Annotated in this window: 12 protein-coding genes and 1 riboswitch; of the genes, 9 read left to right on the top strand and 3 right to left on the bottom strand. The window is 67.9% G+C overall.

Going from position 1 to position 19,623, the window contains the following annotated elements; all coding sequences use genetic code 11:
• Window positions 1-632: 632 nt before the first annotated feature.
• Window positions 633-3,251, bottom strand: coding sequence for a valine--tRNA ligase (valS, locus tag ABIB51_RS10355; RefSeq protein ID WP_354187859.1), 2,619 nt, complete (start codon window positions 3,249-3,251; stop codon window positions 633-635).
• Between the two features lie 107 nt (window positions 3,252-3,358).
• On the opposite strand from valS, the gene ABIB51_RS10360 reads away from it, so the two are divergent.
• Both ABIB51_RS10360 and ABIB51_RS10365 read left to right on the top strand, forming a co-directional pair.
• Window positions 3,359-3,718 carry a DUF488 domain-containing protein gene (locus tag ABIB51_RS10360; RefSeq protein WP_354187860.1) on the top strand — a complete coding sequence of 120 codons (360 nt, stop codon included), beginning with the start codon at window positions 3,359-3,361 and terminating at the stop codon, window positions 3,716-3,718.
• Window positions 3,719-3,795: 77 nt separating this feature from the next.
• Window positions 3,796-4,587: an SDR family oxidoreductase gene (locus ABIB51_RS10365; RefSeq protein ID WP_354187861.1), complete on the top strand. Its 792-nt coding sequence runs from the start codon at window positions 3,796-3,798 to the stop codon at window positions 4,585-4,587.
• Window positions 4,588-4,606: 19 nt separating this feature from the next.
• Here the strand turns inward: ABIB51_RS10365 and ABIB51_RS10370 are convergent, their stop codons facing one another.
• A complete protein-coding gene (locus ABIB51_RS10370) occupies window positions 4,607-5,677 on the bottom strand; it encodes an endonuclease/exonuclease/phosphatase family protein (RefSeq protein WP_354187862.1) in 1,071 nt (356 codons plus the stop codon).
• 177 nt (window positions 5,678-5,854) lie between these two features.
• Here ABIB51_RS10370 and ABIB51_RS10375 point away from each other — a divergent pair, with 177 nt between their 5' ends.
• From ABIB51_RS10375 to ndk, 5 genes are all read left to right on the top strand, one after another.
• Window positions 5,855-6,940, top strand: a complete 1,086-nt coding sequence (locus ABIB51_RS10375; RefSeq protein WP_354187863.1) for a glycerophosphodiester phosphodiesterase family protein — start codon at window positions 5,855-5,857, stop codon at window positions 6,938-6,940.
• Between the two features lie 344 nt (window positions 6,941-7,284).
• Window positions 7,285-10,665 carry an isoleucine--tRNA ligase gene (ileS, locus tag ABIB51_RS10380; protein WP_354187864.1) on the top strand — a complete coding sequence of 1,127 codons (3,381 nt, stop codon included), beginning with the start codon at window positions 7,285-7,287 and terminating at the stop codon, window positions 10,663-10,665.
• Between the two features lie 3 nt (window positions 10,666-10,668).
• On the top strand, window positions 10,669-12,027 hold the full coding sequence (locus ABIB51_RS10385) for a bifunctional folylpolyglutamate synthase/dihydrofolate synthase (protein WP_354187865.1): 1,359 nt from the start codon (window positions 10,669-10,671) through the stop codon (window positions 12,025-12,027).
• 3 nt (window positions 12,028-12,030) lie between these two features.
• The gene (locus ABIB51_RS10390; RefSeq protein ID WP_354187866.1) at window positions 12,031-12,507 is read left to right on the top strand and encodes a DUF4233 domain-containing protein; all 477 of its coding nucleotides are present in this window, start codon (window positions 12,031-12,033) and stop codon (window positions 12,505-12,507) included.
• Between the two features lie 52 nt (window positions 12,508-12,559).
• Window positions 12,560-12,979 (top strand): nucleoside-diphosphate kinase, encoded by a 420-nt coding sequence (gene ndk / locus ABIB51_RS10395; RefSeq protein WP_354187867.1) that lies wholly within the window; start codon window positions 12,560-12,562, stop codon window positions 12,977-12,979.
• Between the two features lie 83 nt (window positions 12,980-13,062).
• Here the strand turns inward: ndk and ABIB51_RS10400 are convergent, their stop codons facing one another.
• On the bottom strand, window positions 13,063-13,734 hold the full coding sequence (locus tag ABIB51_RS10400; protein WP_354187868.1) for a vitamin K epoxide reductase family protein: 672 nt from the start codon (window positions 13,732-13,734) through the stop codon (window positions 13,063-13,065).
• Between the two features lie 473 nt (window positions 13,735-14,207).
• On the opposite strand from ABIB51_RS10400, the gene ABIB51_RS10405 reads away from it, so the two are divergent.
• Together ABIB51_RS10405 and ABIB51_RS10410 are read left to right on the top strand one after the other, a co-directional pair.
• Window positions 14,208-17,420, top strand: coding sequence for an Rne/Rng family ribonuclease (locus ABIB51_RS10405; protein WP_354187869.1), 3,213 nt, complete (start codon window positions 14,208-14,210; stop codon window positions 17,418-17,420).
• A 112-nt stretch (window positions 17,421-17,532) separates the two neighbouring features.
• Window positions 17,533-17,630: riboswitch (TPP riboswitch) on the top strand.
• A 21-nt stretch (window positions 17,631-17,651) separates the two neighbouring features.
• A complete protein-coding gene (locus ABIB51_RS10410) occupies window positions 17,652-19,277 on the top strand; it encodes a bifunctional hydroxymethylpyrimidine kinase/phosphomethylpyrimidine kinase (protein WP_502916112.1) in 1,626 nt (541 codons plus the stop codon).
• The last annotated feature ends 346 nt before the right edge of the window (window positions 19,278-19,623 follow it).

Here is a 19,623-nt window from a genome sequence, read left to right on the forward strand (position 1 = left end):
AAGAACTACTCCGATGTAGTTCTTCCGGGGCTCTTGTGCACCGCAAAACGGGCGGGCACAATAGAACTTACCCACTTCGCGAGAGGTGGGACGCAGGAACCAAGGATTCAGTGACACTCATCCGACGCAGCCTTCGGCAAAGTCAGATGATGGCTACCAGTGACGGGGTAGGAAGACCTGAAAATCCAAGGATCCCGCCAGATTGTCGAAGACGTCACGTGACAATCGAAAAGTCGAAGCCCCACCAACGGCAAAACGCTGATGGGGCTTCCCCTTTGCCCTCAATGAGCTTGACCTCCAGATGACTTGCCCGAACAGCCCGGCCACTGCTGCTCCGCGGCGCTGGCCAGTGCGGCCGGCTCCGTGGACTGGCTCTGCTTCCCCGCAGCCGCCCACACCTCGACCCGGTGCTACTTTGGCCCACGATGGTCCTGGAGACCGCGCACGCCACCGCAGAAGGGCGTGACCGCCAGGTGGCCTGCCCGATGGGCTCCGTCGACGTTGATGTCGTCCTCAATGCTCGCCCAACGCGCCCGCGCCGTCTTCGAGCGGGCGGACCGGCCCTGACCCGGCAGGCGAGCGAGGGCCCCGGCCAGGTTTCCCTGGCCGGGGCCCTCATCACCCAGCGGGGGTTAGGCCTGGGCAGGCGCCTCGGCAGGTGCCAGCACGACGTCGCTCACGGTCAGCTCGCCCTCGCCGGCAACAAGCGCCAGTTCACGCGCGTTGGCCGCGGCCTTGAGGTCGGCGAGGCCGGCCTTCAGCTGCGTCGTCAGGGATTCCGATGCCGTGATGGTCGCGGACAGCACCTCGGTCCGCTGCTTGACCTTGGCCTCGGACTTGGCCTTGCGGATGCCGCTGAGCGCGGTCCCCACAGTGGACAGCAGGGTGGTGTCGCCGTCGATCTCGACGGCCGACGGCCACGCCGCGCGGTGTACCGACCCGGCACGCCACCAGCTCCACACCTCTTCTGTCGCAAACGGCAGGAAGGGGGCGAAGAGGCGCAGCAGCGTATCCAGGCTCGTGGCCAAAGCGGCCAGGACGGAGGCCTGCTGCGCCCCGCCGGCAGCACCGTAGGCGCGGTCCTTGATGAGCTCGACGTAGTCGTCGGTGAAGTGCCAGAAGAAGCTCTCGGTGATCTGCAGCGCGCGGGCGTAGTCGTAGTTCTCAAACGCCTTCGTGGCCTGCAGGACAACATCGGAAAGCTGGGCCAGCACGGCCCGGTCCAGCGGGTTGCTCAGGACGGAGAGGTCATCGGAGACCACCGAGTTTTCCGTGGCGCCCAGGTTCAGGACGAATTTGGAGGCGTTGAGCAGCTTGATCGCCAGGCGGCGGCCGATCTTCATCTGCGCGATCTCGTAGGCGGTGTCCGCGCCGAGCTTGGCCGAGGCCGCCCAGTAGCGCACGGCGTCCGAGCCGTACTCCTCAAGGACATCGGTGGGCACAATGACGTTGCCCTTGGACTTGGACATCTTCTTGCGGTCCGGGTCCAGGATCCAGCCGGAGATGGCCGCGTGCTTCCACGGAGCGACATCCTGCAGGGCGTCGGCCCGCACAGCCGTGGAGAACAGCCACGTCCGGATGATGTCATGGGCCTGCGGGCGGACGTCGAACGGGAAGACCTTGGCGAAGAGTGCCTCGTCGGTGCTCCAGCCGCCCACAATCTGCGGCGTCAGCGAGGAGGTGGCCCACGTGTCCAGCACGTCGGCGTCGCCGGCGAAGCCGCCCGGCACGTCGCGCTGGGCCTCTTCGTAACCCGGTGCGGTTTCCGCGGCCGGGTCCACCGGCAGCTGCGCGTCGGACGGGACGATCGGCGCGTCGTATTCGGGATTCCCGTCGGCGTCCAGCGGATACCAGACGGGGACCGGCACGCCGAAGAAGCGCTGGCGGGAAACCAGCCAGTCGCCGTTCAGCCCGGAGATCCAGTTCTCGTACCGGGAACGCATAAACGCCGGGTGGAACTCGATTTCCTGGCCGCGGGCGATGAGCCGCTCGCGCCGTTCGGCGTCGCGGCCGCCGTTGCGGATGTACCACTGGCGGGAGGTCACGACCTCGAGAGGCTTGTCGCCCTTCTCGAAGAAGTTGACCGGGTGCATGATCTTCTTGGGCTCGCCGTCCAGGAGCCCGGCCGCGGCCAGGAGTTCCACCACGGCTTCCTTGGCGCTGAAGACCGTCTTGCCGGCGATGGCCTCGAAGCTGGCGCGGCCTTCGTCGGTGCCGATCCACTCCGGGGTCTCGCCGATGATGCGGCCGTCGCGGCCCACGATCGCGCGGGTGGGGAGCTGGAGTTCGCGCCACCAGGTGACGTCGGTGAGGTCGCCGAAGGTGCAGACCATGGCGACGCCGGAACCCTTATCCGCCTTGGCGAGCGGGTGGGCCTTGACCTCAACCTCGACGCCGAACAGGGGAGAAGTGACCTTCTTGCCGAACAGCGGCTTGTACCGTTCGTCGTCGGGATTCGCCACGAGGGCGGCGCAGGCGGCCAGCAGCTCCGGACGGGTCGTCTCGATGTGGATCTTCTCGCCGTCTTCGGTGAAGAACGGGTAGCGGTAGTAGGCGCCGGCTACCTCGCGGTCCTCGAGCTCGGCCTGGGCCACTGCGGTGCGGAAGGTGACGTCCCACAGGGTGGGTGCCTCGGCCATGTAGGCGTCGCCCGCGGCGAGGTTCGCCAGGAAGGCGCGCTGCGAGATGGCGCGGGACTTGTCGTCGATGGTGCGGTACGTCAGGTCCCAGTCCACGGACAGGCCGAGGGTCTGGAACAGGTTCTCGAAGACCAACTCGTCCTCGACGGCGAGTTCCTCGCACAGCTCGATGAAGTTCCGGCGCGAGACGACGTCGAAGTCGCGCTGGTTCTTGGCGGGCTCGGCGGGCGGCCGGTAGCCGGCGTCGTAAGCGGTGGTGGGGTCACAGCGCACGCCGTAGTAATTCTGCACCCGGCGCTCGGTGGGCAGGCCGTTGTCGTCCCAGCCCATCGGGTAGAAGACGTTCTTGCCGGTCATGCGCTGGTAGCGCGCCAGGACGTCGGTCTGGGTGTAGGAGAACATGTGCCCCACGTGCAGGGAACCCGACGCGGTGGGCGGGGGAGTGTCGATCGAGTAGACCTGCTCCCGGGTGGTGTCCGGGTTGAACTTGTAGGTCCCTTCGTCAAGCCAGCGCCGCGTGAGGGCGTCTTCCAGCCCCTCCAGGGCGGGCTTGTCCGGAACGTTGATGGGGGCGGTGGTGGGCGTGTCTGTACCCTGCGTGTCTTCAGCCATGGGGTCAATTCTTCCATTATTTCCACCCCCGGATACACCGGAACGTACTCGCGGCAGCTCGCTTAGGAGTAGACGGGCTGCAACCAGCCCTGCAGTAGCATGCGCACATGGAGAAAACAGCCGGAAGTTTTGCGATCAAGCGGGTCTATGACGCGCCCGCCGACGACGACGGTTACCGGGTCCTGGTGGACCGGCTGTGGCCGCGCGGGGTGACCAAGGAGCGGGCGCAGCTCGGGCTGTGGCTCAAGGAGGTGGCGCCGTCGCCGCCACTGCGGACGGAATTCGCGCATATGCAGGAACGGTTCGCCGGTTTCCGCGCAGCCTACGAGGCCGAGCTGGAGACCAACCCGGCGGTGCAGACCCTCCGCGACCTCGCCTCGGAGCACGGGCCGGTGACGCTGCTGTTCGGCGCCAGGGACCCGGAGACCAACCATGCCCGGGTGCTGCTGGAGTTCCTGCAGCGCTGATTCACGCCCCTCCGTAGGGAAGTTCACCCTGCGGGCACCGGGCGCGGGGAGCCCGGCCCAGCCGCTAGGGTGGTGCCATGACTGAGGGAATCGACGACGCAGGAACTGCAAATACAGCAGCAGCAGCCAAAGCAGCAGTAGTGACCGGAGCGAGCACCGGAATCGGCGAGGCCACCGTGCGTGCCCTCCGGAGCGAGGGCTGGACGGTTTACGCCGTCGCCCGCCGCGCGGACCGGCTTACGGCGCTCGCCGCCGAAACCGGTGCTGTGGCGCTCCCGGCTGACGTGACCGAAGACGCCGACGTCGCGCGCGTCCTCGACGAGGTGACCCGCGCGGGCGGCATCGACACGCTGATCAACGTCGCCGGCGGCGCCCGCGGCGCCGACAAGGTGGCCGACGCCAAGACCGACGACTGGGACTGGATGTACCAGGTCAACGTGCTCGGCACGATGAAACTGACCCGGGCGTTCCTGCCCATGCTGCGCGCCTGCGGCGAAGGAACGGTCCTGAACCTGACCTCCACCGCCGGGCTTTCCGCGTATGAGGGCGGGGGCGGCTACAACGCGGCGAAGTTCGCCCAGCATGCACTCACCGGTGCCCTCCGGCTCGAAGAGGCCGAGCACAACGTCCGCGTGATCGAGGTGGCACCGGGCCTGGTTCAGACCGAGGAGTTCGCGCTGAACCGCCTCGGCGGCAACCCTGACGCAGCCGCCAAGGTCTACCGGGGTGTCGAGAAGCCCCTCACCGCGGCGGACGTCGCCGACGTCGTCCGGTACGCCGTGGTGGCACCGCACCACGTCAACCTGGACCAGATCGTGATCCGGCCGGTAGCGCAGGCCGCCAACTACAAACTGATCCGCAAGGGCTGAGGCTTCCCCGACGCTGCGCTCAGCCGCCTGCCGGGACGGACAGCGTGGCCAGGACGGCCGCGTGGTCCGTTCCGGCCACAGACTGCACGGAATAGCCGCTGATGCGCACATCCGGGCTGGCCACGATGTGGTCGATCACCACGCCGGGCAGCCATTGGCCGTCTTTGGGCCAGGTAGGAACAAACCGGGCGAGGGCGACGACCCCCGCATCCACGAGCCTCCCGGCCCCGGCAGGCTTGCCCGGGCCGCCGGCCAACAACCTGCGGAACTCGGCGTGGTCAAAGGTGGCATTGAAATCGCCCAGCAGCAGCACGTTCCCCGGACGGGTGGCTACGCTGCCCAGCAGGGCCAGGTCACTCCGCCACTGAGGGGCCTCGCCCTCCACCGGGGCCTGGGTGTGCACGTTGGTCACCGCCAGGGCCACCGGCCGCCCTCCGGCCTCCAGGCTTAGCTGCAGCGTGGGGATGCGGAAGGCCGAGCCGGCCACGGTGTCCAACGGAGCCAGCGGACGGTTGGAATACACGCCGCCGCCGCTGGCGCCGCCCTGGGAGTGACTGATCCGGTTCGGAAGCAGCCCGCCCAGCCCCTCGGCGTCCAGCCGTTTCTCGAGGGCAGGTGAAAGTTCCTGGACCGCCAGCAACGACACACCGTTGTCCCGGACCAGCCTGACTACGCCGGCGGCATCCGCACCGCCCACTCCGGCGTTGAGGCTCATGACTTTCAGCTCCGCCGCCGGCGCCGCTGCTGACGCATCCGGCCCCCGTCCCTGAAGCTGGCCCTCGCGCCGTTCCAGGAGCACGTCCGGCGGGTACAGCCAGAAGAACTGGACGGCCAGGAGAACGGCCGCCGGCAGGACAGCCCAGGAACGGCGGCTCGGCAGTGCCAGCAACAAGGCCGCCGCGGCGGGGAACACAAGCCACGGCGTGAAGGCCACCAGCTGCACTACCGGCGTCGGCCACGCTGCCGGGACGGCACGGAAGAAGGACAGCACCACCACAGGCGCGGCGACCAGCAGTGCCGACGGCAGCCAGAGGCGACGCGCGCGGCGGCCCGTCACGCGGCTGCCCGGATCGCCCAAGGGGACTGTCATGGCACGAGTCTAGGCAGTCCCCGGCACGGCGTCGCCGTTGATTTATTGGCCGCGGCCGTGACGCCCAACATTCACCAGCCCGTGGTGCGCCGGCCAGCCCGCCGCGGCCGGCAGTTGGCTGCGGAACGGAACCGTGGCAGGCGCAACTGCACACCACCAGAGTGGAGACCCTTTCCCATGCGAACCCCGACGAAGCTTGGCGCTGCCGTACTCAGCGCAGCCCTGCTCCTCGCCACCTCCGCCCAGGCCCACGCCATCGGCACGGACAACCACGGCACGGACGCCCGCGGCACGGACAACCATTTCGACCTTGAAGCCCACCGCGGCGGAATCGGACTGACCGTCGAATCCACGCTGGCGTCCTTCGCCAGGGGCCTCGAGACCGGTGTGTCGACCCTGGAGCTTGACCTCCAGATCACCAGGGACGGCCGCGAAGTCATCACGCACGACCGCAAGGTCAGCGACAAGAAGTGCCTCGATACGGCACCGGTCACGCCGAACGACCCGGAGTTTCCCTATGCGGGCAAGTTCATCAAGGACCTGACCTTCGAGCAGGTCCGCAGCCTGGACTGTGGTTCGCTTACCCAGCCGCAGTTTCCGGGCCAGACGGCGTCTCCGGGTGCCAAGATGCCCACTCTCGCCGAAGTCTTTGCGCTCGCCGATTCCCACCGGGCCAGCCAGGTGAAGTTCAACATCGAAACGAAAGTCGAGGCCGGTGCGCCGGAGGAAACCGCCCCGCGCGAGCAGTTCGTCGACGTCGCCCTCCGCGAAATCCAGGCCGCCCACATGCAGAGCCGCGTCTCCATCCAGAGCTTCGACTGGGGCTCCCTCCGCCTCGTCCAGCAGCGCGATCCGCAGATCCGCACCGTGGCCCTGACCAACAAGGACTTCCTCCAGGCCGGGCAGCCGGGCAGCTCGCCGTGGCTGGGCGGCATTGACGCGGACGATTTTGGCGGCGACCTCGTCGCGGCAGCGGCCGCTCTCCGTTTCGACGCCGTCTCTCCGGTGCACGGGACGCCGCAGAACGGCAAGGTCACGGACCCCGGCTACGTCCCCTACGTCACCGCGGACATGGTGCACCGGGCCCACGCTGCCGGGATGCAGGTCATTCCGTGGACGGTCGATGACCAGCCGACCATGAAGGCGCTGATCGACGCCGGCGTCGACGGGATCATCACCGACTACCCGGACCGGCTCCGCGGGGTCATGGCAGGTGCCGGCCTGAAACTTCCGCACAGCTTCAAACTCCAGCCCGGGCACTAAGCCGCCGTCACTGCGTTTCACTGCCAGCGGACCGGGCTGTGCAGTGAAACGCAGTGACTTCTCCGGTAACATCGACATATCAGCTTTGACCCGGCCATCACCGGTGAGCTTCCGGAAGAACGCCCCGACGCAACGTCAGCACGCGCCAGGGCCGGTAGAACCGGACGGGTAAGCCCGTCACAGCAGTAACGAGCGGCCGACGCCGGAGCAGCTTCTTCCCGAAGGAGCAGGACCGGTGGCGGTAAGTGAGGTGGTACCGCGGTACGGGTGCTGGAAACAGTGCACGGGCCGTCCTCGCATCCTGAATGAATCCTTTGTTCACCAGCTCAAGCCAGGATGTCGAGATGACTTATTACCCGAAGGCCTCCGCCGCGCTCTCCGGCGCAGGCGCCCACACCTCCGCTTCCAACGCCGCAGGCGTGCCGGCCTCCGCGAGGTTCCCGGAGATCGAAGAGCGGATCCTCAAGTACTGGGATGAGGACGGGACCTTCCAGGCCAGCATCGACCAGCGGGATTCTGATCTTCCTGGCGGAAAACGCGGGTCCAACGAATTCGTCTTCTACGACGGCCCGCCCTTCGCCAACGGACTGCCGCACTACGGCCACCTGCTGACCGGCTACGCCAAGGACCTGGTGGGCCGCTACCAGACCCAGCGCGGCCGCCGCGTGGAGCGCCGCTTCGGCTGGGACACCCACGGCCTGCCCGCCGAGCTGGAAGCCATGAAGCAGCTGGGCATGACGGACAAGACCCAGATCGAGGCCATGGGCATCGACAAGTTCAACGACGCCTGCCGCGCCTCCGTGATGAAGTACGCCGACGAGTGGAAGAGCTACGTCACCCGCCAGGCGCGCTGGGTGGACTTCGAGAACGACTACAAAACGCTCAACGTCGAGTACATGGAGTCGGTGCTCTGGGCCTTCAAGCAGCTGCACGAAAAAGGGTTGACCTACAACGGCTACCGCGTGCTGCCGTACTGCTGGAAGGACGAGACGCCGCTGTCCAACCATGAACTGCGCATGGACGACGACGTCTACAAGAACCGCCAGGACCAGACCGTCACCGTGACGTTCCCGATCACGGCGGGGGAGTCGGAGCTGTCCAGGCAGCTCGCCGGCGTGCAGGCGCTCGCCTGGACCACGACGCCCTGGACGCTGCCCACCAACGCGGCGCTCGCCGTCGGGCCTTCCATCAACTACGTCGTCCTGCCCGCGGGCCCGCATGGGATCAAGGCCGCGTCCGAGGGGGCGCCCGTCACGGGGGGCTTCCTGCTCGCCGCGGAGCTGCTGGGCGCCTACGCCAAGGACCTCGGCTACGGTGACGGCGCCGAGGGCGTGACCGCGGCCGAGGCCGCGGTCACCTCCCGCCACACGGGCGCCGAGCTCGACGGCCTGGCCTACGAGCCGCTCTGGGACTACTTCGCTGACGACGAGAAGTACGGCAACCAGAACGCCTGGCGCTTCCTCGTCGCCGATTACGTCACCATCACCGACGGTACCGGCATCGTCCATCAGTCTCCCGCCTACGGTGAGGACGACCAGAAAATCTGTGAAGAAGCCGGCATCCCCGTGGTCCTCTCAGTGGACGAGGGCGCCAAGTTCCTGCCGTTGTTCAGCCACGGCCCGCTGGCCGAGATCGCCGGCCTGCAGGTCTTTGAGGCCAACAAGCCCATCACGCAGGTGCTGCGCGCCGAGGGCCGCCTGGTCCGCCAGGCCAGCTACGAGCACAGCTACCCGCACTGCTGGCGCTGCCGCAACCCGCTGATCTACCGCGCAGTGTCCTCCTGGTACGTCGAGGTCACCAAGTTCAAGGCCCGCATGTCCGAGCTGAACCAGGACATCAACTGGATCCCGGGCAACGTCAAGGACGGCCAGTTCGGCAAGTGGCTCGCCAACGCCCGCGACTGGTCCATCAGCCGCAACCGCTACTGGGGCAGCCCCATCCCTGTGTGGCAGTCCAGCGACCCCGACTACCCCCGCACGGATGTCTACGGCTCGCTCGCCGAGATCGAAGCCGACTTCGGCCGCCTGCCACTGAACAAGGCCGGCGAGGTTGATCTGCACCGCCCGTTCATCGACGAGCTGACCCGCCCGAACCCGGATGATCCCCGCGCCCCGGAAGAGGGCCAGTCGGTCATGCGCCGCGTCGAGGACGTCCTGGACGTCTGGTTCGACTCCGGTTCCATGCCTTACGGCCAGGTGCACTACCCGTTCCAGAACGAGGAATGGTTCGACACCCACAACCCGGCGGACTTCATCGTCGAGTACATCGGCCAGACCCGCGGCTGGTTCTACATGCTGCACATCCTCTCCACCGCGCTGTTTGACCGGCCGGCCTTCCGCAACGTCATCAGCCACGGCATCGTCCTCGGCTCGGACGGGCAGAAGATGTCCAAGAGCCTGCGCAACTACCCGGACGTCTCCGAGGTTCTGGACCGCGACGGCTCCGACGCGATGCGCTGGTTCCTGATGTCCAGCCCGATCCTGCGCGGCGGCAACCTCGTGGTCACCGAGCAGGGAATCCGCGACGGCGTCCGGCAGGTCATCCTGCCGCTGTGGAATGTGTACAGCTTCTTCACGCTGTATACGAACGCGGCCGACGCAGTCGGTGGACAAGCGAACGGATATGACGCGAAGCTGCGCTACGACGGCTACGCCGACACCCTGGACCAGTACCTTCTGGCCAACACCGGGGACCTGGTCCGCAACATGACCGCCCAGCTGGACAGCTACGACATCTCCGGGGCGTGCGACGAACTCCGCAGCTACCTGGACATGCTCACCAACTGGTACGTCCGCCGCAGCCGGCAGCGCTTCTTCGACGAGAACGTGGACGCCTTCGACGCGCTCTACACCGCGCTGGAGACCGTCTGCCGCGTGGCCGCCTCGCTGCTGCCGCTGGTCTCCGAGGAGATCTGGCGCGGCCTCACCGGCGGGCGCTCCGTGCACCTGGCCGACTGGCCGGACGCGGGACTGTTCCCGGCCAACCCGGGCCTCGTCGAGGCGATGGACCGCGTCCAGCAGATCTGCTCCACCGGATCCTCGCTGCGCAAGGCCGCAAACCTCCGCGTCCGCCTGCCGTTGCAGGAACTCACCGTCGTCGCCCCCGGCGCGGACTCGCTGGACGGCTTTGCCGGCGTCGTCGCCGACGAACTGAACCTGCGCTCGGTCCGCCTGCTTGGCGCCGAGAGCGCCTCCCCGGAGGAGTTCGGCATCGAACAGAAGCTCGTGGTCAACGCCCGGGCCGCCGGTCCGCGGCTGGGCAAGAATGTCCAGCAGGCCATCAAGGGGTCCAAGTCCGGTGACTGGAGCGTGCAAACAATCGACGGTGTCGACGGGGTGGTTGTTTCCGGCGGGCTCGCGCTCGAGCCACAGGAATACACCCTGGAAACAGTGGTGGCCGAAGCCGCGGAAGGCGAAGGATCGCGTGCCGCGGCTGTGCTGCCCGGCGGCGGTTTCGTGGTCCTCAACACCGAGGTCACCCCGGAACTCGAAGCCGAGGGCGCGGCCCGGGATATGGTCCGCGCCATCCAGCAGGCCCGCAAGGATGCCGGACTCAACGTCAGCGACCGGATCCGCACGTCCGTCACGGCGGCGCAGGATGTCGTCGACGCCGTGAAAGCCCACGAGAGCCTCGTGGTCACAGAAACGCTCACCGTGGAGCTTGGCTTGTATTCCACCGGGGACGACACCGAGTTGCAGATCACCGTCGAAAAAGTAGGGGCCTGAACCATGACTGACGAATTCTCCGTAGAAAGCGTCTACGCCGAGCTGCTGGGCCGCGCCCCCGAAAACAAGATGGAGCCGCGGCTGGCTCCGCTGTACCGGGCGATGGACATCCTGGGCGAGCCGAACAAGGCGTTCCCGATCATCCACGTCACCGGCACCAACGGCAAGACCTCCACCGCGCGGATGATCGAGGCCGGGCTGCGAGCCCACGGCCTGAGCACCGGTCGGTACACCAGCCCGCACCTGTCCAAGGTCACGGAGCGGATCAGCATCGACGGTGCCCCGGTCCCGGACGAGACCTTCGTCCGGATCTGGGACGAGATCCGCCCGTACCTGGCCATTGTGGACAGCGAACTTGAGGCCGAGGGCCAGCCCCGGCTGACGTACTTCGAGTGCCTGACCATCCTCGGCTTCGCGGTCTTCGCGGACCAGCCCGTCAACGTGGCCGTTATGGAGGTGGGCCTCGGCGGGATCACCGACGCCACCAACGTCGGCGACGGCCAGGTCTTTGTGGTCACGCCGATCTCGCTGGACCACACGGAACTGCTGGGCGACACCACCGAGGAAATCGCCTACGAGAAGGCGGGAATCATCAAGCCCGGCGGCTTCCTGGTCAGCGCCGCGCAGCCGACGGACGCGGCCCAGGTCCTCCTGGAGAAGGCCAAGGAAGTCAACGTCCCGTTCCGGTTCGAAGGCGTCGAGTTCGGCGTCGAGTCCCGGACCGTTGCCGTCGGCGGCCAGGTGGTGACCATCCAGGGCATCGCCGGCCGCTACGAGGAACTGCTGGTTCCCCTGCACGGCGCGCACCAGGCCGAGAACGCCGCCGTCGCAATTGCCGCCCTCGAGGCCTTCTTCGGCGGGGAAAAGCCGCTCGACGCCGACATCCTGCAGGAAGCGTTCGCCTCGGTCACGTCCCCCGGCCGGCTCGAAGTGGTCCGCACGGCCCCGACCATCATCGTGGACGCGGCGCACAACCCCGAGGGCATCCGGGTCTCGGCCGAGGCCATCCATGAGGCGTTCAGCTTCACGAAGCTCGTGGTGGTGGTCGGCATTCTGGCGGACAAGGACGCCGAGGAGATCCTCCGCCAGCTCAAGGAATCCCTGGGCGATCTCGCCACCGAATACTGCTTTACCCAGTCCAACTCGCCGCGGGCCGTCCCGGCCGAGGACCTCGCGGAAATCGCGATGGACCTGGGCTTCGGCGAGGACAACGTCCACGTCTCCGACAAGCTCGATGACGCCCTGGAATGGGCGGTGGAACGCTCCGAAGCCAACGACGACCTCGCCGGCGGTGTGCTTGTCACCGGCTCCATCACGCTGGTTGCGGACGCCAGGATCCTGCTCGGAAAGGCGGACGCGTAAACGATGGCACGACTCACCAAAGCCCAGCGCGATTGGCGTCCGGGCATGCCCAGGAAGCGCCGCTCCACCAAGGTCATGTTCGCCTCCACGGTCTTGCTGCTGGAAGCCTTTGTGGTGCTCTTCGGCACGCTGGCGGTCTTCGGCCTCCGCCGGAACGAGTTCCCGCCGGTCCTGATCTTCTCGGTGGGGATCGGGCTGTGCCTCGTGTTCGTGTTCACGTGCGCGGTCCTCTCCAAACCCTGGGGCGTGGGCCTGGGCTGGATCCTGCAGATCGTGCTGATCCTGGCCGGCATCGTGGAGCCCACGATGTATGTGGTGGGCCTGCTCTTCGCGATTTCATGGTGGTACGGCATCCGGACCGGCATCCGGATCGACCGCGAGGCCGCCCAGCGGGACCGCGAACAGGCGGCCTGGGATGCGGCCCATCCCGCGGAGGCAGGCCCGGGACAGGCACCCGAAGCCGGCGCCCAGAACCCGTAACCCGAAACCCGTAGACTAGACCCGAACCCCACCCCAACACATTGGAGCAGTTGTGAGCATTGAGCGCACCCTCGTCCTGATCAAGCCCGACGGCGTCGCCCGCAAGCTGAGCGGCAGCATCCTTGCCCGGATCGAAGCCAAGGGTTACACCCTGGCCGAGCTCAAGAAGGTCGACGCGAGCCGCGAACTGCTGGAGCAGCACTACGAGGAGCACGTGGGCAAGCCGTTCTACGAGCCGCTGGTCGAATTCATGCTCAGCGGACCCGTTGTCGCCGCCATCTTCGAAGGCCACCGTGTGATCGAGGGCTTCCGCTCGCTCGCCGGGACCACGGACCCCACGACGGCGGCCCCCGGCACCATCCGCGGCGACTTCGGCCGCGACTGGGGCCTGAAGGTGCAGCAGAACCTGGTCCACGGTTCCGACTCCGTGGAATCCGCGGAGCGCGAGCTCAAGATCTGGTTCCAGGACTGACCCGCTCCTCACAGAGGTGACAGTTACGGCCAATGTTCGCGACGAACATTGGCCGTAACTGTCACCTCGCGGTGTTTAAAGCGTCAGTATCCGGACGTTCCGATGAAGACCTGGATGAAGGCGAAGAAGATCGTGGCGATCACAGCGACGTAGAGCAGCGCCGTGAGGATCCAGCCCGAGTCGCCGAGGATCCGGGCGGCGCCGGCGGGCAGCGGGATAACGCCGTGGGACACGTTGCGGACGGTGGTCCAGACGAACAGCGGAATCATGGCGGCCCAGACGATCATGCAGAACGGGCACAGGATGTGGATGGAGTACAGGGCCTGCGACCAGAGCCACACCACAAAGATGAAGCCCAGGGTCACACCGGCCTGCAGCCCGAGCCAGTACCAGCGGGCGAACCGGGCGCCGGCCAGAATGCCCATCGCGGTGGTGATGATGACGGCAAAGGCCACGATGCCGATGAACATGTTGGGGAAACCGAACACCGAACTCTGCGGCGTCTGCATGACCTGGCCGCAGGAGATCCACGGATTCACATCGCAGACGGTCACGTGGCCGGGGTCCTTGAGGACCTCGAGTTTCTCCAGCACCAGGATTCCGGAGGCGAGCCAGCCGACCACGCCGGTGATCAGGAGCAGCCACGCGAACGGCCGGTCGCGGGTCATCGGCGGCAGGGGCCGCTCGGCAACAGCCGGGCCGGAGTCGTGCTGCTGCGAGGTCGCGTCGCCGGTGGCGCTGGAGATGCTGGGCATGGAATGTCGGTCCTTCGCGTCGGGAGCTTCTGGCCCCGATTGTATAGCCGGCGGCTGGGGGAAGCCGGGGAATCGCCCGCCCGGGCCTGGGTCGGGCCGCCCGCGTTGGGATTGACGCCCGGCTTACGCCTGCTTTCGCGGCTCCTGTGAGACAATGATCGTGGCTGGAACCCGATCCACATCCGGGTCCCGGTCCGGCGATTTTGTTCCCAAGACCGCCAATGATGAGCAGGGAGCTACGGATCCACTGATCCAGGCTGTCCCGCAATGCCATTGGACGGCACCTGGTTGTGGCGTGTAGATCAACGGGTTTCAGAACAATCTTGCCGGCCCTCCAGGGCTGCCGCACCCCACTGCCGGTGCGAACCTGAGGGTATCCAATTGACTTCTGTCAATGCCTGCGGGTGTTGACAAATAATTGCCCCAGCGGGTGCCGGATGTGGCGGTAGCCAGGGGCAGGAGTGTCACCACATATGGATAATGACCAGGTTGTAGCCGACAACGATGCAGCAATTGTTGCCGATGGAACAGCAGAAACAGCGGCCGTAACGGGACCGGTCAAGCGGGCAGTCCGGGCACGCCGCAAGCCGCTCGCCAAGACCGCGGCCGAGGTGCCGGCTGAAGCAGCCGCACCTGAGGAAGGGTCGCCGGCCGGCGGGGCCATCCCGGAGACGGCAGCGGAGCCCGTGGGCGACGTGAAGAAGGCCCCGGCCCGACGCAGCCGTGCCCGCAAGCCGGTGGAAGCAACCGAGCCGCTGTCGGCATTTGCCGAGGAGGCACCGGCCGCAGCGGCCGCAGAAGCGGTCGTGACCGAGGCGCCCGCCGTCGAAGCACCGGCAGAAAAGCCCGTCCGCCGCCGTGCCAGCCGGGCAAAGACCGCCGTGCCGGCGGCTGGAAAAGCCCCGGCAGCTGTCGGCACCGAGGCAGGAGCAGGCGCGGCCGTCGAACCGGCTGCGGAAACTCCCGCAGCCCCGGCCGTGGAAGCACCCGCCGAGGCAGCTCCGGCGGCTCCGGCCGAAGCCGCCGCAGCAGACGCCAGCGAACAGCCCGTCGAGGCACGTTCCGCCGCCTCGCTCTTCCTCGAGCCGGGAGCCGTCACCTCGATGATCTTCCAGGCCCCCGACCTGACCACTGCCGCGCGTCCGGTTCCCGTCGCTGCGGCCCCCGAAGAGCCTGAAGAGGAGGAGGAAGGCGAAGAGGGCGAAGACTCCAGCGGCCGCCGTCGCCGCCGCAGCCGCGGACGCCGCGGACGCAGCCGCACCGGCAGCGACGCAGGCAACGATGCAGGCACAGATACGGAAGACTCCGGTGAGGAAGCCGAAGAGGCAAGCGAAGGAACCCTCGAAGACGGCGTGACCTCGCGCCGCCGTCGCCGCCGCCGCCGCGGTGACCAGGACCTGGAGCTGACCGGCGGGGAGGGCGATGACCCGCCCAACACCGTGACCCGCGTCCGCGCACCGCGCGCCGTGACCGAAGCGCCCGTCAACAACCGCGTCACTTCCGTCAAGGGCTCAACCCGCCTTGAAGCCAAGAAGCAGCGCCGCCGCGAATCCCGCGACACCGGCCGCCGCCGCACCGTCATCACCGAGGCCGAGTTCCTGGCCCGCCGCGAATCCGTGGACCGCCAGATGATCGTCCGCCAGCGCGACGACAGAATCCAGATCGGCGTCCTCGAAGACGGCGTCCTGGCCGAGCATTTCGTGTCCAAGACCCAGCAGGACTCCCTGATCGGCAACGTCTACCTGGGCAAGGTCCAGAACGTGCTGCCCTCCATGGAAGCCGCCTTCGTCGACATCGGACGCGGCCGCAACGCCGTGCTCTACGCCGGCGAAGTGAACTGGGAAGCCGTCAACCTCGAAGGCAAGCAGCGGCGGATCGAGAACGCCCTCAAGTCCGGCGACTCCGTGCTGGTCCAGGTCACCAAGGACCCGGTCGGCCACAAGGGTGCCCGGCTCACCAGCCAGATCTCCCTGCCCGGCCGCTACCTCGTGTACGTGCCCGGCGGTTCCATGACCGGCATCTCCCGCAAGCTGCCCGACGTCGAGCGCAACCGCCTCAAGCGGATCCTCAAGGACCGCCTGCCGGAAAATGCCGGCGTGATCGTCCGCACCGCGGCCGAGGGTGCCTCCGAGGAGGAGCTGACCCACGACATCAACCGCCTCCGCGCGCAGTGGGAAGGCATCGAGAGCCAGTCGTCGTCGACTAAGATCCTCGCCCCCGAGCTGCTCTACGGCGAACCTGACCTGACCATTAAGGTGGTCCGTGACGTCTTCAACGAGGACTTCTCCAAGCTGATCGTCTCCGGCGAGGAGGCCTGGGACACCATCGAGGCCTACGTCACCTACGTGGCTCCCGACCTGGTGGGCCGGCTCGAGAAGTGGACCAAGGACACGGACATCTTCGCGGCCTGGCGGATCGACGAGCAGATCCACAAGGCGCTCGACCGCAAGGTCTTCCTGCCGTCCGGCGGTTCCCTCGTGATCGACCGCACCGAAGCCATGACCGTGGTGGACGTCAACACGGGCAAGTTCACCGGCAGCGGCGGCAACCTCGAGGAAACAGTCACCAAGAACAACCTGGAGGCGGCCGAGGAAGTCGTCCGGCAGCTCCGGCTCCGCGACATCGGCGGCATCATCGTGATCGACTTCATCGACATGGTGCTCGAATCCAACCGCGACCTCGTGCTGCGCCGCATGGTGGAGTGCCTGGGACGCGACCGGACCAAGCACCAGGTGGCCGAGGTGACCTCGCTGGGACTCGTGCAGATGACCCGCAAGCGGATGGGCACCGGGCTGCTGGAAGTCTTCGGCGAGCAGTGTGACGCCTGCGCCGGGCGTGGCATCGTCACGCACGACGAGCCGGTGGAACACCGCCGCGCCAACGTCGTGGCTGCCGAGCACCACGTGCCGCGGACCGAGAACCAGCCGGCACAGCGGACCGAGCGCAAGAGCCGCCGCCGCGGCAAGGGCGGCCAGGGCACGCCGGAGCTTGTTCCGCCGGCACCCGGAGCCGTCCATGCCGAGCCCACCGACGCCGAGCGCCACGCCAAGGCCGAGGCAACCCGGGCCGCCCTGGCGAACATCGCAGCCGCCGCGCACGCCGCCCACCTGCACGACGGGGAGGCGGCTGCCGGAACCAGCCAGCACGAAGCGGAGGCCCGCAAGGCCGCCGTCGAAGCCGCCGTGGAACTGGCCGTGACGGAAGGAGCGGCCGGACGCCCCGCGGCCGTGCTGACCTTCGGCGGCGAGCAGGTAGCCTTGCCGTTCGTCGATCACGCCGACGAATCAACGGCTCCGGCCCTCACCCTGGACCTGCTGACGGAGGCCTTCGCCAATCTGGGCGGAGCCGAGACGAGCAGGCCCGTAGTGGACCGCGCCCCCGCGGCCAAGGCGCCGGCCAAGGCACCGGCAGCGTCCAACGCACCGGCGCAGGTCCGGGTCGACGCCGACGCCGAGGCGGGCACCACCCGTGGCCGCCGCGTCCGCCGCAACCGGAGCGCGAGCCGCGCCCAGGGTGCAGCCAACGAGACGTCTGTGGAGCACCGCGAGGCGACCACCGCGTCCGCGGCCGGATCCGTCCACGAGGCCAAGGCCCCGGCCATGACCGCCGACAAGCCGGCGGCCAAGCCGGCAGCCGCGAACGAGCCGATCATCCTCGGCGTCGGCGTCCCGGCGTCGGAGCTTTAGGAGCCGGCAGCAAGACAGTTCAGCGTGGCCGCGGGTGTGGTCCGGAACGGCGGAGCAATTCGCCGATCCGGACCGCGCCCGCGGCGTCGTTAAGCCGCAAAGGCTAGGCTGGGGGACTGACACGGGGTGCCGCGCATCGAGCCGGCTGAGATCCAGACCCGTCGAACCTGTCCGGTTAGCACCGGCGAAGGGATGTCTTTCGTGGCTTCACCTGTTCCTACCTCGGCGTTTCTGCCGCCAGTTCCCGCCGCGCCCGCCGCCCCGGGCGGCATCCGGCCCCGGATTCCGCGGGTCCTGGCCATCGCGGGTTCGGACCCGTCCGGCGGTGCAGGCATCCAGGCCGACCTGAAAAGCATCGCCGCGCACGGCGGCTACGGTATGGCCGCGATCACCGCCCTCACTGCGCAGAACACCCGCGGCGTCAGCGCCGTCCACATCCCGCCGGCGGGCTTCCTGACCGCGCAGCTGGACGCCCTGAGCGCGGACATCGGCATCGACGCCGTCAAGATCGGCATGCTGGGCGACGCCGGCGTCATCGATGCCGTCCGCCGCTGGGTCGAAGAAACCCGGCCCGGCGTCGTCGTCCTTGACCCGGTGATGGTCGCCACCAGCGGTGACCGGCTCCTGCAGGAAACAGCCGAAGCCGCCCTGCACGCGCTGCTGCCGCTCGCGGACCTGATCACGCCCAATCTCGCCGAACTCAGCATCCTCCTCCGGGAACCCGTCGCCGCCGACTGGGCAGAAGCCCTGGACCAAGGCAAGCGCCTCGCCGCCCTGGCCGGCACCACGGTACTGGTGAAGGGCGGCCACCTGGAAGGAAACGCCGGCGGAACCGCCGGCGGGGACGACGTTGGCTGCCCCGACGCGCTTATCAACACCGGGGGAGTGCTCGGCCAGGAGACGGTGGTGGTGGCCGGCGGGCGCGTGTCCACCCGCAACAGCCACGGGACCGGATGTTCACTGTCCTCGGCGCTGGCCACCGTGCAGGCCCGGGTGGGGGACTGGGAGGCGGCCCTCCGGGAGGTCAAGCCCTGGCTGGAGGGTGCGCTGCGCGCCTCGGACCGCCTGGACGTCGGGACGGGCAACGGTCCGGTCCACCACTTCCACCGCGTGCAGCACCTGACCGAGGACCACGGCGCTGGGGCCCACGCAGCCGAAGGCCATGGCGGCACGGATGAGGGCAACACCGGCTACCGCATACCGGACGAAGGGGCGTTCGTGGCTGCCCTCGGGAAGGGCGCCGCGGCGGACCTCGCCGCCATCTACGGCCTGGAGTTCATCCGGGGCCTGGCCGACGGCTCACTGCCCGAAAAGGACTTCGCCTACTATCTGGCCCAGGACGCCCTGTACCTCAACGGCTACTCGCGGGTGCTGGCCCGGGCATCCGCAATCGCGCCCACCGAAGCCGAACAGCTGTTCTGGGCACGCTCGGCACAACAGTGCCTCGAGGTCGAATCGGAGCTGCACCGGAACTGGCTCAGCACCCGGCCCGCGGACGTGCAGCTGGGGCCGGTCACGAAATCCTATGTTGACCACCTGCTGGCCGCCTCGGGTTCCGGCAGCTACGGGGTGCTGGTGGCCGCGGCGCTGCCGTGCTTCTGGCTCTACGCCGAGGTCGGCGCGACCCTGCACGCACAGTTCCTGGCGGCTGGTGCCCCCGCAGCGCACCCCTACGCCGAGTGGCTCCGCACATACGCCGACGAGGACTTCGCCGCAGCGACGCGGCAGGCGATCGCCCTGACCGACCGGGCAGCGCGGGCGGCCTCCGCCGCCGAGCGGGACGCCATGGTTCTGGCCTTCCGGCAGTCGGCGCGCTACGAGATCGACTTCTTCGACGCGCCGAGGCTGCACGCCTGAGCGCAGGCGCCCCGGCCAGCCTGTACGATAGTGGGGCACGGTTCCGGAAGTCGTTGCGGGAGCGCTCGGCCTAGATCGAGTTGCGTCCATCACGCAAGGCCCCTCCGGAGCCAGCCTCATTTGCGGCCGAAGGCAAAATTAGCGTAGTCTAGATCTTCGGTGCTTACGCCAACACTTGGGTTATGACCTTGAGGACACTCCATTCGTTATTCGAATGCGAATGTCCACGGGATAGCTCATGGGTCCCCCCGGGGAACCCACCGGCGTAGAGGCACAGCGTGAGCCAGCCAAACAATTTGGACCAGGTTCCGCACGCAAATCTAGTAATAAACGTCGAGAGAAGTGA

Origin of the sequence: Arthrobacter sp. UYCu712, assembly GCF_040547005.1 — a bacterium.
Taxonomy (GTDB): Bacteria; Actinomycetota; Actinomycetes; order Actinomycetales; family Micrococcaceae; genus Arthrobacter.

Excerpts from the sequence above, each read along its gene's own strand:
- ABIB51_RS10405 (WP_354187869.1), top strand. The coding sequence starts at position 14,208 with ATGGATAATGACCAGGTTGTAGCCGACAACGATGCAGCAATTGTTGCC.
- ileS (WP_354187864.1), top strand. The coding sequence starts at position 7,285 with ATGACTTATTACCCGAAGGCCTCCGCCGCGCTCTCCGGCGCAGGCGCC.
- ABIB51_RS10400 (WP_354187868.1), bottom strand. The coding sequence starts at position 13,734 with ATGCCCAGCATCTCCAGCGCCACCGGCGACGCGACCTCGCAGCAGCAC.
- ABIB51_RS10390 (WP_354187866.1), top strand. The coding sequence starts at position 12,031 with ATGGCACGACTCACCAAAGCCCAGCGCGATTGGCGTCCGGGCATGCCC.
- ABIB51_RS10375 (WP_354187863.1), top strand. The coding sequence starts at position 5,855 with ATGCGAACCCCGACGAAGCTTGGCGCTGCCGTACTCAGCGCAGCCCTG.
- ABIB51_RS10360 (WP_354187860.1), top strand. The coding sequence starts at position 3,359 with ATGGAGAAAACAGCCGGAAGTTTTGCGATCAAGCGGGTCTATGACGCG.
- valS (WP_354187859.1), bottom strand. The coding sequence starts at position 3,251 with ATGGCTGAAGACACGCAGGGTACAGACACGCCCACCACCGCCCCCATC.
- ABIB51_RS10365 (WP_354187861.1), top strand. The coding sequence starts at position 3,796 with ATGACTGAGGGAATCGACGACGCAGGAACTGCAAATACAGCAGCAGCA.
- ABIB51_RS10370 (WP_354187862.1), bottom strand. The coding sequence starts at position 5,677 with ATGACAGTCCCCTTGGGCGATCCGGGCAGCCGCGTGACGGGCCGCCGC.
- ABIB51_RS10385 (WP_354187865.1), top strand. The coding sequence starts at position 10,669 with ATGACTGACGAATTCTCCGTAGAAAGCGTCTACGCCGAGCTGCTGGGC.